Origin of the sequence: Mucilaginibacter kameinonensis (assembly GCF_003675385.1) — a bacterium.
Taxonomy (GTDB): domain Bacteria; phylum Bacteroidota; class Bacteroidia; order Sphingobacteriales; family Sphingobacteriaceae; genus Mucilaginibacter; species Mucilaginibacter kameinonensis.
The window spans coordinates 1,436,967-1,452,484 of the sequence record NZ_RCWZ01000001.1; the positions used below are offsets into that span (position 1 = coordinate 1,436,967).

At 44.0% G+C, this 15,518-nt stretch carries 13 protein-coding genes; 8 read left to right on the top strand and 5 right to left on the bottom strand.

What is annotated here, in order from left to right; all coding sequences use genetic code 11:
* Positions 1-8 precede the first annotated feature (8 nt).
* The 5 genes from EAH55_RS06485 to EAH55_RS06505 all read left to right on the top strand — a co-directional run bounded on the left by EAH55_RS06485 (position 9) and on the right by EAH55_RS06505 (position 6,802).
* Entirely contained in the window at positions 9-1,034 is a 1,026-nt protein-coding gene (locus EAH55_RS06485) for a family 43 glycosylhydrolase (RefSeq protein ID WP_121808897.1), read from the top strand.
* Positions 1,035-1,069: 35 nt separating this feature from the next.
* Positions 1,070-2,206, top strand: coding sequence for a sialidase family protein (locus EAH55_RS06490; protein ID WP_121808898.1), 1,137 nt, complete (start codon positions 1,070-1,072; stop codon positions 2,204-2,206).
* Positions 2,207-2,404: 198 nt separating this feature from the next.
* Entirely contained in the window at positions 2,405-3,475 is a 1,071-nt protein-coding gene (locus EAH55_RS06495) for a cellulase family glycosylhydrolase (protein WP_208644800.1), read from the top strand.
* Between the two features lie 220 nt (positions 3,476-3,695).
* A complete protein-coding gene (locus tag EAH55_RS06500; RefSeq protein WP_121808899.1) occupies positions 3,696-4,703 on the top strand; it encodes a glycoside hydrolase family 43 protein in 1,008 nt (335 codons plus the stop codon).
* A gap of 8 nt (positions 4,704-4,711) precedes the next feature.
* Positions 4,712-6,802: a CehA/McbA family metallohydrolase domain-containing protein gene (locus tag EAH55_RS06505; protein WP_121808900.1), complete on the top strand. Its 2,091-nt coding sequence runs from the start codon at positions 4,712-4,714 to the stop codon at positions 6,800-6,802.
* A gap of 95 nt (positions 6,803-6,897) precedes the next feature.
* On the opposite strand, the gene EAH55_RS30815 is transcribed toward EAH55_RS06505, so the two are convergent.
* The 3 genes from EAH55_RS30815 to EAH55_RS06515 form a co-directional block, all read right to left on the bottom strand.
* A complete protein-coding gene (locus EAH55_RS30815) occupies positions 6,898-7,038 on the bottom strand; it encodes a hypothetical protein (RefSeq protein WP_162996761.1) in 141 nt (46 codons plus the stop codon).
* Between the two features lie 6 nt (positions 7,039-7,044).
* Complete coding sequence (locus EAH55_RS06510) at positions 7,045-7,851, bottom strand: phytanoyl-CoA dioxygenase family protein (RefSeq protein ID WP_121808901.1); 807 nt, start codon at positions 7,849-7,851, stop codon at positions 7,045-7,047.
* A 265-nt stretch (positions 7,852-8,116) separates the two neighbouring features.
* The gene (locus EAH55_RS06515) at positions 8,117-8,893 is read right to left on the bottom strand and encodes an SDR family NAD(P)-dependent oxidoreductase (protein WP_121808902.1); all 777 of its coding nucleotides are present in this window, start codon (positions 8,891-8,893) and stop codon (positions 8,117-8,119) included.
* A 226-nt stretch (positions 8,894-9,119) separates the two neighbouring features.
* On the opposite strand from EAH55_RS06515, the gene EAH55_RS06520 reads away from it, so the two are divergent.
* Positions 9,120-10,286 (top strand): C97 family peptidase, encoded by a 1,167-nt coding sequence (locus EAH55_RS06520; RefSeq protein ID WP_162996762.1) that lies wholly within the window; start codon positions 9,120-9,122, stop codon positions 10,284-10,286.
* 2 nt (positions 10,287-10,288) lie between these two features.
* Here EAH55_RS06520 and EAH55_RS06525 read toward each other — a convergent pair whose 3' ends face one another.
* Positions 10,289-11,317, bottom strand: a complete 1,029-nt coding sequence (locus tag EAH55_RS06525) for a S66 peptidase family protein (RefSeq protein WP_121809052.1) — start codon at positions 11,315-11,317, stop codon at positions 10,289-10,291.
* 152 nt (positions 11,318-11,469) lie between these two features.
* Between EAH55_RS06525 and EAH55_RS06530 the strand changes: the two genes are divergently transcribed.
* Positions 11,470-12,738 carry a formylglycine-generating enzyme family protein gene (locus EAH55_RS06530; RefSeq protein ID WP_244228103.1) on the top strand — a complete coding sequence of 423 codons (1,269 nt, stop codon included), beginning with the start codon at positions 11,470-11,472 and terminating at the stop codon, positions 12,736-12,738.
* A 318-nt stretch (positions 12,739-13,056) separates the two neighbouring features.
* Here EAH55_RS06530 and EAH55_RS06535 read toward each other — a convergent pair whose 3' ends face one another.
* Complete coding sequence (locus tag EAH55_RS06535; RefSeq protein ID WP_121808904.1) at positions 13,057-13,788, bottom strand: GntR family transcriptional regulator; 732 nt, start codon at positions 13,786-13,788, stop codon at positions 13,057-13,059.
* A gap of 307 nt (positions 13,789-14,095) precedes the next feature.
* Here EAH55_RS06535 and EAH55_RS06540 point away from each other — a divergent pair, with 307 nt between their 5' ends.
* Positions 14,096-15,397 (top strand): glucosidase family protein, encoded by a 1,302-nt coding sequence (locus EAH55_RS06540; protein ID WP_121808905.1) that lies wholly within the window; start codon positions 14,096-14,098, stop codon positions 15,395-15,397.
* Positions 15,398-15,518 lie beyond the last annotated feature (121 nt).

A 15,518-nucleotide genomic window follows, 5' to 3' on the forward strand; every position in this document is an offset into this window, starting at 1 on the left:
ATACATCCATGATAAAAGGAATAGTATGCGGTTTAATGATGATGGTTGGTTTTACTGCCCTGGCACAGGATGCCGCGGTTAAAAATCAGCCGCCATCGCCGCTGTACCGCGACCCAATTTACGACGGCGCTGCCGACCCTGTATTAGTTTATAACAAAGCCGAAAAGGAGTGGACAATGTTATATACCCAACGCCGGGCCAATGTACAATCGCCTGGAGTGGCGTTTTGTTATGGTACTGCCATTGGCATCGCTACTTCAAAGGATCATGGGCATACATGGGTTTACCGTGGCGCGCTGAACCTTGAGCATGAACGCGGACAAAACACTTTTTGGGCACCTGATGTGGTTTTTGATAAAGGCATATACCACATGTTTGTTGTATATATCCCCGGAGTATACAGCCAGTGGGGAGGCGATTCGCACCTGGTGCATTATACCAGTAAAAACCTGTGGGACTGGAAATATGAAGGCCCGTTGAATTTGCCCGATCATAACATCATCGACCCGACACTCATGAAACTGCCCGACGGTAAATGGCACATGTGGTACAAGGATCAAAAACTGGGCAGCATTACCATGACTGCCGAAAGTAATGATTTGGTGAACTGGAAAGCGGAAGATAAGCCCGCTATTGAAGGGCGTGCGCATGAAGGTCCCAAGATCTTCCGGTTTAAAGATTATTACTGGATGATTACCGATGAGTGGCAAGGTCAGCGTGTTTATCGCTCAAAAGATGCTAAAACCTGGGAACATCAGGGTTTGGTGCTGGATAAGCCAGGGCACCGGCCGGAGGATACACCGACAGGTGCACACGCAGATGTGGTGGTTAGTGAAGGCCATGCATATATCATTTACTTTACCCATCCCGGTCGAAAAAAGCATTTTGAAGATGGCGGCCTTGATGCCGATGGCGCTTACAGTTACACAACCAAACGCACATCTATCCATGCCGCCGAACTGGAGTTTGATGGTGAAACTTTGGTTTGTGACAGGGACAAGCCATTTAGCTTTTGGCTGGCCGACGTAAAATAAAATATCTACATAAATAAAGGAGAATATAATTGGTTATGCGGCAGATATTCATTTGGTTAATGGGTGTGTTTGCCCCGGTGATGGTTCTGGGGCAACACAATGCCGTTAATAATAAAACCATTACCTGGGATCAAACCACCCTAAAACAGGTTGGTAATAAGAATGGTAATTACGCCCGCATGATCCAGCTGAGTAATGGCAACCTGTTTTGTGTTTATGAAAGTGCCGGGGGAATTGAATGTATCACAAGTAATGATCTTGGTAAAAGCTGGAATGAACCCGTTGTAATTGCCAAACCTGTACCTGGTGTAAATATGGCGGTGCCCGAAATATTAGAGCTAAAGGATCATTCCTTGCTGGCATCATACAACCCACGCCCACATAAAGTAAACGGCAATTGGGATACCACTAAACACTTTGCTATCCGTACCAAAAAAAGCTACGATAAAGGCAAAACGTGGACGGATGAGCGCCTGATTTACGAAGCACATTACAACTTTGACGACGGCTGCTGGGAACCATCCCAAATTCAATTGCCATCGGGCGAGATCCAGTTATACTTTTCAAACGAGGGTGTTTATACCAAATCAAACGAGCAAAATATTTCCATATTCCGTTCAAAGGATAATGGCTTAAGCTGGACAAAACAGCCTGAAATAGTATCCTTCAGGCCAAATCACCGGGATGGTATGCCGGTACCCATTATCCTGAAAGGGAAAAATGAGATCGTATTTTCGATAGAAGATAACGCCGGAGCAACTTTTAAGCCGTCCATCATCCGTAACAGCATAGGCCAAAACTGGAAAAAAACAGTAGGCGGCGATGATGCCGAACGCACATACGCGCTCGCAACCAAACTACCTGATACAGTTTATGCAGGGGCGCCTTATTTAAGGCAGCTGCACAGCGGCGAAACGGTGTTATCATATCAAAGTACCCAAAACCGCAACCATAACTGGGAGCAAGCCTGTATGCAGGTAGCTTTGGGTAACAGCAATGCTAAAGATTTTGTAAGTGTACCAACGCCATTTGATATTCCGCTTAACAAACACGGATTGTGGAATGCGTTGTGTGTGCTTAATGATGATACTATCATAGCGCTTACATCAACTAACGCGTTTGGGAAGGGGACAGAGATTTGGATGATAAAGGGGAAAGTGGTAAAGAAATAAGAGCAAAACAAAAAGTAAATGTCATTTCGATAGAGCAGTGGAGGCTTGGAGCGCTGGGGCGAAAGAGAAATCTTGTACATTATGCAGAGTCAATAGCATGGCGTATAAGATTTCTCCTCACACCTCGCTCATAATCCCCCTCCGGTTCGTCGAAATGACAAATGGGTAAAACAGAATTAAACTATTAAATACATATAAATGCAAACAAAACTAAAAGTATTGGCCCTTGCTTTGGCAATGCCATTGGGGATGAGGGTAATGGCGCAGCAGAAAGCGCCGGCGCAGGTATGGTCTGAAGCGAAGGCAAAAACATGGTACGCGCAGCAACAATGGCTGGTTGGTGCCGATTTTATTCCAAGCACAGCCATCAATCAGTTAGAGATGTGGCAAGCCGATACTTTCGATCCAAAAACAATAGATAAAGAATTGGGCTATGCTCAGGGCATCGGCATGAATGTAATGCGCGTATTCCTGCACCATTTAGCTTGGGAGCAGGATCCTGAAGGTTTCAAAAAACGTATGGACGAGTACCTGGCTATCTCCAGTAAGCACGGCGTTAAAACCATGTTTGTATTTTTTGACGATTGCTGGAACAAAGTGCCTAAAGTTGGTAAGCAGCCAGAGCCAAAACCGGGTATCCATAATTCAGGCTGGATGCAGGATCCGGGGCAGCCGGCATCTGATAACGCGGCAAATTCGCCGGTGCTTGAAAAATATGTAAAAGACGTATTGAAGCGTTTCGCCAATGATAAGCGCGTACTGCTTTGGGATTTGTACAATGAGCCAGGCAACTCAGATAAAGGCAGCCGCTCGTTACCATTGCTTAAAAGCGTTTTCAAATGGGCAAGGCAGGTAAACCCGAGTCAGCCAATTAGTGCCGGTGTTTGGCGCTGGGACCTGGAAGAGTTAAACAAATTCCAGATAGCTAACTCGGACATTGTTACTTATCATGACTATACTCCAGAAGCTGAACACCTGAAAACAGTGCAGTTTTTGAAAATGAATGGTCGCCCGTTGATTTGTACTGAATACATGGCCCGTCCGCGCAACAGTCTGTTCGGCACGGTATTGCCAATGCTTAAAAAAGAAAATGTGGGCGCTATAAACTGGGGTTTTGTAAGCGGCAAAACCAATACCATTTACGCCTGGGATACCCCAATGCCTGATGGCAAAGAACCTAAACTATGGTTCCATGATATTTTCCGTAAGGATGGTACTGCCTACATTCCGGAAGAAACAAACCTGATCAAGAAATTGACCGGACGATAGTTTTTAGGATGTGCGGATTTCAAATGTGCTGATGTGCAGATGATTTCCTGATCCGGAAACCAATATTTAAAGCAGGGCCGCGTCACATGCGCCTCTCGCGTTAACTTATCACAAAAATCTGCTTATTACCTGACATGCAGGTTTATTACAGACTTACGAAGTTTTTAAAACTTCGTAAGTCTTGTTTCCAGCTAATGCCTCCTTTAAACCAATTATACCTATGAAGAAGTTTTTTACTTATCTGATGCTGGGCCTGCTTGGTACTATGACTGCCTGTAGCAGCCATGCGCAGCAAGTTGAGCCAACTAAGGCAGTGCCTTACAGCGGTCTTATTCATGTTGTGCTTGACAGGGATTTTCCCGATCCCACGGTGATCAGTTATAATGGTAAGTATTACGCTTATGCAACCCAATCGCCGGGAGGTGATGGAAAAATGATCAATATCCAGGTGGCCTGGTCAACAGATCATGAGCATTGGACCTACGCAGGCGACGCCCTGCCGCAAAAACCTTCATGGGCCTCCAATACACAAAACTTTTGGGCGCCTGATGTTTTCTTCGATGCTAAACTCAACAAGTTTGTCATGTTTTTTTCTGCCGATCCCAATGAGCTGACCGGCAAATGGATGGGCATAGCTTACGCCGATAATCCGCTTGGTCCGTTCACCGACAGAGGTACACCCTTTATGAAAGGCCCGGATTTTCACTGTATAGATCCTAAAGCTTTTGTTGATCCTAAAACCGGGAAGCACTTCCTTTACTGGGGATCGGATTTTCAGCCGTTGCGGGTACAGGAAATGAAAGATGACTGGTCGGACTTTAAAGATGGCTCGCAGCCAACAGTTGTTGTTGAGCCGGGTAAGGATAAAAGTTACAGCAACCTGGTTGAAGGCTCGTGGCTTGATTATGATAACGGTACCTATTACCTGTATTACTCGGGCGATAACTGTTGCGGAGTGGGGGCCAATTATGCCGTAATGATAGCTAAGGCCGATAATCCGCTCGGTCCGTTTGTACGGTTAGGTGAAAGCGATAAAACGCTAAATAGTACAATTTTAGTAAAAGACGCCGTTTATACAGCCCCTGGCCACAACTCTATTTTTACGGATGAAAAGGGGAATAAATTCATAGCCTATCATGCCATCGAAATAGCCCATAAAGAAAAGGGCAGGGTAATGTGTATCAGCCCTGTTAAGTATCAAAACGGTTGGCCGTTAGTAACTAAATAATATGCGACATGGTTAATCAAATAAAACATCTTGTTCTTTTCGGATTGCTGTCACTGACTTGTTTTAAGTCGGAAGCACAGGTAGCGGGCGATAAAAACTTTAAACCGGCCGCCAGTGTAAGTGTAAAGGCAAGTGCCTCAAATGTTACAGTAACCTGGCCTGCGGGGACTAATACTAATGGCCGACTTATTCTAAACTTAAAAAATGACGAGCCACTATTTAGCAGCGTTCAGCTAAGTAAAGCCGGAGTTTATAAACAAGTGATTGAAAATGTTGATCCGCAGTTTATCCTCACGGAAGGCAAGCGCGATCTCGTTTCTCAAAATGGCTGGAACATCTTTTTTGATAAGGTACCGCTGAAGCCGCACCATTCTTACAAAGTAGATTTTCATAAAAAATCAATCAGCGTAAGCAGCAAAGGCACACGTACAATAATTACTTTGCCTGGAGTAGAAGCGCCTAACTTTAAAGGAGACCTGGAAATTACATTCTACAACGGGCAACCTTTATTTAACGTGGCGGCAGTTGTATCAACCCAAATTGATTCTACGGCTATTTTGTATGATGCCGGTTTGGTAGCGAAAACTCAACCGGTTAAAGCAATAAGCTACAGCGATGTTTATGAACACCTGCAAACCAATGATGTTAATAGGCCGGATACCGCTAAAAACCTTGCTGTAAAATATCGTACCATCATCGGTACAAATGATAGAGCAGGCATTGCCGTATTCCCTGCTCCGCACCAGTATTTTTATCCGTTGGATGAAGCTTTTAACCTCAAGTTTGTATGGTATGGCAATAATTACCGCGATCTGCTTCCTGGCTATGGGCTTGGTATCAGGCAGGAACTACAGGGCGATAAGCGTTTTGTACCATGGTTTAACGCGCCTCCGGGAACCAAACAACGGCTCAACTTTTTTTGCCTGCTGGGTACAGATGGTGCTGATAATTTGCTGAGTAAGGTAAAGCAATTTACCCATGATGATAGCTACAAACCACTTCCCGGTTATAAAACCATGGCCAGCCATTTTCATAACGAGTTTATCATGAGTGTTGTACTGGCGGGCAAGCCGGTGCCTGATAGTCCGTCGTTTGTGAAGGTTTTAAAGCGCCAGGGTATTAACATAGTTCACCTGGCCGAGTTTCATTATACGGCACATCCCAAAGGTCCGGATGAGCAGCGCCTTAAGGAATTAAAAGCGCTATTTGACCAATGCAGCCGTTTGTCTAACAGAAACTTTTTGCTGTTGCCCGGCGAAGAGCCTAATGAATTTTTCGGCGGCCATTGGCTGGCGTTTTTCCCGAAGCCGGTTTACTGGGTCATGTCGCGCAAGGCAGGTACGCCTTTTGAAAGCACGAATGCAGGGTATGGTAAAGTTTACCATATAGGCGATAAAACCGATATGTTAAATCTGCTCAAAGCCGAAAACGGTTTGGCCTGGACAGCGCATGCCCGTACAAAAGGCTCTACCGGATTTCCGGATGCTTACAAAAAAGAAGAATTTTACCTATCAGACAGGTTTTTGGGGGCGGCCTGGAAAGCCTTACCAGCCGATCTGTCGGAGCCTCGTTTAGGGAAACGTGTATTCGACCTGATGGATGACATGAACAATTGGGGGCTAAAAAAGAAGGTGCTCTCCGAAGCCGACCTTTTTAGTATCGAGCCCGAAAACGAAATGTACGCACACCTCAATGTAAACTATCTGAAACTTGCCAAACAGCCGGAATATAAAAATGGTTGGCAACCAGTATTGGATGTGCTGGAACAGGGCAAATTCTTTTCCACCACGGGCGAGGTTTTGATAGAAGATTTTACAGTAAATGGCCATTCTTCGGGCGAAACTACAGCTATCCCGGCCGACGGAAAATGCGTCATCAGCTTTAAAACCAGCTGGACATTCCCGCTAAATTTTGCCGAGATCATTTCGGGCGATGGCAAACAGGTTTACCGTGAACGCATTGACCTTACCTCAACTCAAGCTTTCGGCACAAAAACATTTAGTAAAGTGTTAAACATGAAAGACCGCAAGTGGGCACGACTTGAAGTTTGGGATGCCGCCGTTAATGGTGCGTATACGCAAACTGTGTGGTTGAAGTAAAACAGATAATTATAAATCCCCCGCCGCCGCTCGGCTCCAGCCGAGCGGCGGCGGGGGCGGCGAGTATGACTTGGGGAGAATGATTCAGGTAATACTCAGGCCTGAACCGTTCTTCTTAAGTATTTTGGCGTGTATTTTACAGGTACTTTAACCAGTGCCCGCTCTGTAAAAAAGCTCTTCAGGGCTGATATTTTCCCGGTGCGGATGAGATAACTAACGAATAAGGCTATTAACATAAATTTTTATTTAACAATACTTGCAAAACGTTGATAAAAGGCGGTAGGGCTGTCGGCGTGTTTCGGCTCGTATTTACCGGCAATGATGGGGATATATATTACCCTGCGGCGGCTTTCTTCACCAATTACGGTTGATTGGGCTACGCGATGCCAAAGACGGCCATCATGTATGGTCAGGTCGCCGGCCGTGGGGATAATAGCTACCTCATTTTCGTCGGTATCATGATCAAGGAAGTATTTTTTACGGAAAAGCATCTGGTAAAGGTTTTGTTTATGGGTACCGGGCAGGATGCGTAAACCACCGTTCTCCGGTTTCAGAGTGCTCAGGTGGATGCCAACATTAAGCATCGGGTTTAATTTCTGCCCGTGAAAAATATCGCGGAGGCCATCAGTATGCCAGCCCATTTTAGAAAAACTGCTTTCGGGGCCGTTTACATAGTGATTAAAAACCATTCCGTCCTTTTCATCTGTTCCCAGCCTTGAGCCCTCGCCAATCAGGTTAAGCAATACCTGGAAACGTGGATCTTTAGTAAATTCATCTAACAGGCTGTGATGCTGATTGATAAAAGCAAAACGTTGCACAATGGGCGATCCGTCAAGGTCTTTACCGTATTTGATAGGTACGCCATTCACCTTTTCGGTGTTGTTATTTAGCCAGGTTGTTTCAACCTGTTTTGACGCGTTAATAATGTCGGTAACAGTTTCGGGCTTAATGAAATTTTTGAAATGGATAAAGCCGTGCTGATTGAAAAAAGCTTGTTGTTCGGGCGTAATTGTTGAGCCTAATGTGAATTTTTGATATGACGTTGCCATGTGGTGGAAAAGATATTAAAGTACCTGGAAAATGAAATTGTAAACGCTGGGTGCCGCCGGGGCGGTTTTAGGAAAGGAGCTGGTCCTTTTAAGGGAAATTAACAACAACAGCTGCACATGGCCCTTGTTATCAAGGGCATTCGCATTGGGTATGCAAATAGTATGTTGTGCTTATTGTTCAATGTATATTAAATCTATCTTTTTAGTAGACTAATGCAAATGTAAACAAATTGTTAATCAGTCCAAATATTTATGAAAATATTTTTTAATGCTTGTACAATCCGGCGGTTACCCTTTCAATCAGGCTTTTAGGACTATGTGTTGCTGCTACTGCCGAAAGTTTATTTAAAAATCCGGGAACTATTTCGGCTTTTTTATTGAACATGCCTTTTATACCAATTGCTGCAACCTCCTCGGGTTTCATGTTGAATTTTGCTGCCAGATCGGCCAGGGCATCCATTCCCGCGCGGTGGGCAAAACTGGTATCCGTAGGGCCCGGGCACAAGCAGCTCACAGCTATCGACGTGTCTTTAAGTTCATATCGCAAAGCCCGGCTAAATGATAAAACAAATGCTTTAGTGGCCGCATAAATCGCCAGTGTAGGCACAGCCTGGTAGGCCGCGGTGCTGGATACGTTGAGGATAAACGCCTGTTGTTGTGATTTTAAAACGGGAATGAAATAATACGAAAGCTCGGTAAGGGCATTCATATTAACCTGCATCATAGCGGTTTGTGCGGTCAGATCTAATTCATCGAAATTTCCCCACACCCCAAGCCCCGCGTTATTTATTAATATCGATACAGGTACATTTAAGCTTTTAGCCCAATTGAAAACCCGGAGGGCTGCGCCCGCCCCCGAAAGATCAATAGTGAGGTGATCAGCCTTAACCTTATAGGCGGTTTTTATTTGAGCGGATAAGGCAATGAGATCATTTTCCGACCGGGAAACCAACAGCAGGTTATATCCTTTTTGAGCAAGCAATATGGCCATTGACCGCCCAATGCCTTTCCCGGCCCCCGTAATTAAAGCGTATTGATCCATTGTTTTTATTGAAATATCGACGATACAAGTTTAAAGAAAAATAATCTACTAAACTTGTAGACTATTTAAAATGTTATTACGTTTGTGTAGATATGAAAAACACTGCCACATGTTTTCGTTTTTTAAGCTATAGCCAACCCCGCTATTGTTGTTGCCGGTAAATAAAAACCGCTCTCCCCCTTCGTTATTATTTCAACAACAAACTATCACAAGCTTAAAATTGATCATGACTACTCATCATATAAAATATTTATTCAGTGCTTTTGTAAGCATTGTTTTAATATCATTCAGGCTTCCGGTATCAGCTCAGCTATCTGCCGCGGTAAAGTATAAGCTAAACCTGCAGCACGATACATCTGCACATAATATCATCGATGAAAGTTACCCGGTAAGCTTAGCCGCCGGGCCCATATTAAACAAGCCTGTTACTGATAAAACCGATGCCGGCTTTGAAACAGAGCTGGAAAGTCAACTGGATTCCCATGCAGGCCGCAAAAAATTGCTTACCTATTTAAAAGATCTATCGGTAACCAATACCAATGAGGCAAACTATAACCAGGCTAAGGTTAAAACTTACTATAAGCTGGCCAATGTATTTGCCAAACTGCATTTGTACCCCTTGGCTATGAAATGCTTTTTTAAAGCGATGGCGTTTAAAAATGATGGCAATAATCTTTTACCCGCAGCTTCTGATTCTTTGAGCTCGGATACTACGGGCAGGGAGTTACGCTTAAACAGCGGCCTGTTGGCTATTAATGCTCAGGATGATTCGGTTTTTGTAAACAACCCTGTTCAACTGAAGGATAAAAAGGAAAAGAAAAGTAAATCAATCACGTACAACCGTATTGTAAGCACTTTTGATGATGGGAAAAAAGCGGCGGCCTATGCTTTGTTATTTCACGTAAAGCAGCCCAAACCCGGTAAACCAGCTGTTTTTGTGAGGGCTAATACAGGTCATACTTTTATCACGCTTATCAAGTATAATACCGATTCAACCTCGGTTTCGGTTTCTTTCGGATTTTATCCTAAAAAGGATAACATATTTTCGGCTACGCCATGGGAGCCGGAAACTTCTGGTACTTTTAAAAACGATGAAGCTCACCAGTGGGACGAGGTTATGGGTAAGTTTATAACCGAGCGCCGCTTTAAACGGATCCTAAAGCTTACCCGTAATTACGACGGATTAGAGTATCATTTATCAAAAAATAACTGTACCGATTTTGCTTTGCAGGCAGCTTCTTATGCCGGTTTTGGGGTTACCAATTCAAAAGGTTCATGGCCGTTGGGGCATGGTAATAATCCCGGAACAACGGGTCAAAGCATTATAGCCGGAGCGGTTTACGATAATGATCAGGCAGATTTGTTTATTGACTTTGATGAGGCCTTAAAATAAGGTCATAGTGATGTGAGTGTACTCCCTTCAGCGCCGACCTCAAGAGTGTGTCTTACTCCGCATTTAAGTGCGAAATTGTTTTTCTGATGCCCTACCGGAAAATCAAAGCAAACGGGATAGGTATACTCCTTTACTTTTTCAGTAACAATATCATAAATGGTGTGGCCAAATTCTTCGCCTTCAATATCGGGTTTAAGCTGAAAACCGCCAATGATGAGCCCGGCCAGGTTTGAAAGTTTACCGCTTTGTTTCAGGTTCCAGAACATGCGATCGATGTTGTAGAGGTACTCATGGGTATCCTCAACAAATAAGATCTTGCCGTCGGTATGCAGGTCAGACGGGGTACCTGACAGTGTCGCGATCAGGCTCAGGTTTCCACCTACCAGGGTAGCTTCCGCTTTCCCATAACGGTTTTGTGGAACTGTGGGCGAGGAATAGCTAAGACTTTCGCCGGTCAAAGCCTGCCTGATGGATTGAATAGTGGCAACCTGCATGGCATCAGCTTTTGTCCAATCGTCCGGAAAACTGTTGCACATTTTTGAATGGATGGTTGCAATCCCGAAATTGCGGCTGATATGGCAATGCAATGCGGTAATATCACTAAAGCCGATGATCCATTTAGGATGCTTTTTAAACTGCTTAAAATTTAAACGATCAATGATCCTGACCAGGCCATAGCCGCCCCTTGCACACATGATGGCCTTAATTTCCGGATCATCCAGCATCTGCTGCAGATCTGCTATGCGCTCTTCATCCGTCCCCCCGTATATAAAATCCTTTTTGCCTGTGTTATCGCCGATAACTATATTAAAGCTCCAGCTTTGCATCAATTGTACAGCAGGTAAAATTTCGGCCAGGCTCATATACCCTGAAGGGCTGATAATGCCAATGGTATCTCCCGGTTTTAAATAGGGGGGGATTTGATGACCGGCTTTAGCAACAGGATGTTCGGGCATATTGGCCCATGCCCCCGAAGTTGACAATACAGCGCCGGCAGTTACTAATGAGGAGATGAAGCGTTTTCTGTCCATTTTTGTTGTTGCATTTTTTGATGCAACAGGATTGATAAATTTATAAAAAACCGGAAACAAGTAATTAATGTAAGACTGGTAAATATTTTTATCCTACAATCTTTACAAAAATGATATTCCTGATTGCATAAAGATCATTAAGTTTGAATTTGATGAAAAGCAAGCATATTTCTCTTCCCGGAATTATAACGGCCCTACTGCTGTTTTTAGCGGTCTTTCAGAGTTGCCATACCTCCGATCATAAAGAACAAAACAAAACTGATACTGCAACTTCGCGGCCTGCAACTGCAACTTCCACCCCTGCCGGTTTTAAAATTAAGGCAGCTATTTCGTGCACTAAAAATGGCATGATCAGGGAGGATAGTATTTTATATATGCACCAGGGAGGTGGGTCTTTTCAGCCTACAATAGTTAATGTGAGCAATGCATCGGCTAACAAAGTTGATAATGATATGGCCTGGATTCCGGGCGGTACATTTAGTATGGGTGGTGTAAATCCTACCGGCATGACCGATGGCGGCATGGAAGCCATGGATGACGCAAGGCCTGTTCACCGGGTATTGGTTGATGGTTTTTATATGGATAAAACCGAGGTGACCAACGCGCAGTTTGCCAAATTTGTAAAAGCCACCGGCTACATAACCGTGGCCGAGCAAAAACCAACAGCCGAAGAGTTTCCGGGCGTTCCTGCTGAAGACTTGGTTGCCGGATCGGTTGTTTTTACGCCGCCAAATCAAAAAGTGCCATTAGATGATATTTCGCAATGGTGGTCATACAAAAAAGGTGCCGATTGGAGGCATCCGCTTGGGCCTGGATCCGACTTAAAAGGGAAAGAGAATTTTCCCGTGGTACAGGTGGCCTGGGAGGATGCTGCCGCTTATGCAAAATGGGCGGGAAAACGTTTACCTACAGAAGCCGAGTGGGAATTTGCTGCAAGGGGAGGCAAAGCCGGTGAATTATATCCCTGGGGAAACCAGTTAAAACAGGATGGCCGGTGGATGGCCAATACATTCCAGGGATCGTTCCCTAACCATGACAATGCGGAGGATGGGGAAACAGGTCTCGGCCCGGTAAAAAAATATCCGGCTAATGCTTACGGTTTATATGACATGGCAGGTAACGCCTGGGAATGGTGTGCCGACTGGTACCGTAATGACTATTATAATAGTTTCAATCCAAATGTAGTTGCCCGCAACCCAAAAGGCCCGGCAGATTCATATGATCCGCAGGAGCCCGGACAAAAGAAGAAGGTACAAAGAGGAGGCTCGTTTTTATGTACCGATCAATATTGTACGCGCTATATGGTGGGTTCAAGAGGTAAGGGCGAATATCGTTCAGCAACAAACCACGTTGGCTTCAGGTGTGTGCAGGATACTAAGCAAAGCAATCAAACAAAACCGGTTACCCCAAAATCGCTTTAGGGTTTTAACAAAATCAATGGCTTTAGGCATTAAGCTTTCCGCTTTTCAAAAAGGGTATAAAAAAAGAAGCACTCCTGTTGGGCAGGAATGCGTTCTAACCAATTATAAACCTAAATTATGAGAAGAGATGTAAACCCGGGGTCGAACCGGAGTCGCTGCCTGTCAGCTATTCACATGATGGTACAAATATACGTGTAATCCGTACAATTATTGTCATCTTAATATGAAAATTTTACTTTTATTGGTATTCTGCTATAAATGACAGTCGGTTTATGGATAATTTGCAACGATTTATAACAGAAGCTTTACAAAACCGGATCAGGTCCTTCTGCTTTCAACGGTGTATACAAAGCTTTCGGCTTTGTAATAGCCCAAATTATACTCCATGGGGCGCTCGCCCTGGTCATAAACAAATCTTTTTCTGAATAAAACAGGGCCGCCGGTTTCAATTTCAAGCTTATCGGCAATAAACTTATTAGCTTCAATGGCACTAATCTCTTCTTTTGACAGGTTTGCCACGGTAGAATATTCGTCCTCAAGCATTTCATAGAGCGGGCGTTTAAAATCCTCTTCGCCTGTAAGGCCTATCCTTGGATGAAAATAAGATATGAAATAAACAAAGGGATTATCACTGCCTCCGCGTAACCGTTCCATTTTTACAATCTTTTTATCAGTACTGATATCAAAAAAGCTGGCAGTACTCTCATCTGGAAATACCCAACTCACATGCAGCTCGTAATTTTTTACGTTGATGCCCCTCGCTTTCATTTCCTGCGAAAAGCTGAGCCAGTTCATGGATTTTGAACTGATTTTGGAACTGGCAACCTTGGTGCCGAAGCCTTTTTTACGGATCAGCAGCTCGTCATAAACCAATTTATTAATAGCCTGGCGCAGTGTGGTGCGGGATATAGCCAGCTTTTTGGCCAGCTCAACTTCATTGGGCAGTAGCTTGCCTGCCTGGTAGGCAGGGTCTTTAATCAGTTCGCGAAGCAACTGCTCGGCTTGGATATGCAGAGGCACAGGGCTCTTGTGGTCGATAGATAATTTCATAGTGGCTTTACTAACCTTAATGAGTTTAATGCGGTAAAGATAATAAAAAGCTAAGCCATGTATTTACATGGTTTAAGCTGATGTTTTTAATTTGATATATACAATGTAGCTGATTGTTTGGCATGGAAAAACTGGGTGCCAGGATTAACTTAATTGTTAAGGGCTAATTTCTCGTATTTAAATAATATTTGAGGGCTTTGATACTAAATGTTCATACAAATAGTTGTTTGTTGTTTAACCGAAGCCTCGATTTTTATTGGGAAGAAAGTTGATTATTACTAATAAATTTACCTGATTATTACTATCGATGAACCTATTAAGATCAATCCTATTATCTGTTGCAATTACTATCCCGGGAATCTTGTTAGCGCAAAACCGCGTATCCGACAAGGAGCTGGCAAACAAAATTATGAGCGATAGCCGCCTGGATACAGTAGAGGCCCGTGCTTTACGTTTGTTAACCGGCTTTACCGCGGGTACTTCATACGGCGAAATCTGGATCCGCGATTTTAATACATTTATTGAAGGCTCTTTAAAGGTTCATAGCAGGCATGAGGTTAAAGAAAAGCTGTTGCTGTTTTTTAAAATTCAGGGTAAAGACGGCAATATTCCCGACGGCGCTATCCATAAAGATCAGGCAAACGGAGGTTACCAGTATTTATACTCGGAACTGGCCCCCGGCTGGGCTATTCATAAAAATACCGTGGAAACCGACCAGGAGTCATCGTTGATCCAGGCGGTTAAAAAGTATATTGATATTACCGGCGATAAAAGCATTTTAACTGATACCATAGGCGGCCTGACAGTAACACAACGCATGGAAGATGCGATGAACTACATCCTGAAATACCGCTGGTCGGCAAAGTATAATTTGGTTATCGGTGCTACTACTGTTGACTGGGGCGATGTGCAAACGCAGAAAGGTTGGGGCGTAGCTATCAATGATAAAACAAAATGGGCAATTGATATTTATGATAACGCGATGTTTTTGCTGGCCGTACATGATTTTTTGGCCATTAAACCTGCCGGTTATAAAGCATCCCGTTACTGGGGAGATATAGCCGTCGGAATGAAAATGAGGGTACGGAATCATTTGTGGGATGCGAAGGCAGGTAAATATATCCCGCACATTTATCTTGATGGCTCGCCATTTCCTCCTTCATTTAATGAAAAACAGATCCTTTATCTCGGCGGCACTATATGTGCTGTAAAAGCAGGGCTGAATACGCCGAAGGAGATAGCCGATATCAATAACCAATTTCTGAAGGCAGCTTCTAAAGAAAAGTACGCAACCATCGGCCTTACCGTTTATCCGCCATATCCTCTTGATGAGTTTCCGAACATCCCTCCATACACTTACCAAAACGGGGGCGACTGGACATGGTTTGGCGGGCGAATGATAGCTCCGTTAATTGAAAATAATATGGTTAATGAAGCTTATACTGAATTGAGCCCAATGATTGACCGGGTGCTAAAAAATAAAGGCTTTTTTGAGTGGTACGATGTGAGAACGGGTGAAGCGAAAGGCTCCGGCGATTTCAGGGGAGAAGCCGGTGTGCTTTATGAAGCCATAAACAGGCTGCGCGGCTGGGCAAAAGAAAATTTGTAACTATCTGATTTTAAGTATGTTTTAATATGTAAAACTTATAGTGGTAATTGACCTGGCAACAAAACCTAAAAGTATAGCGTATAACAACTGGTTCTGCGCAGCAGGGGCAAGTTGACTATCA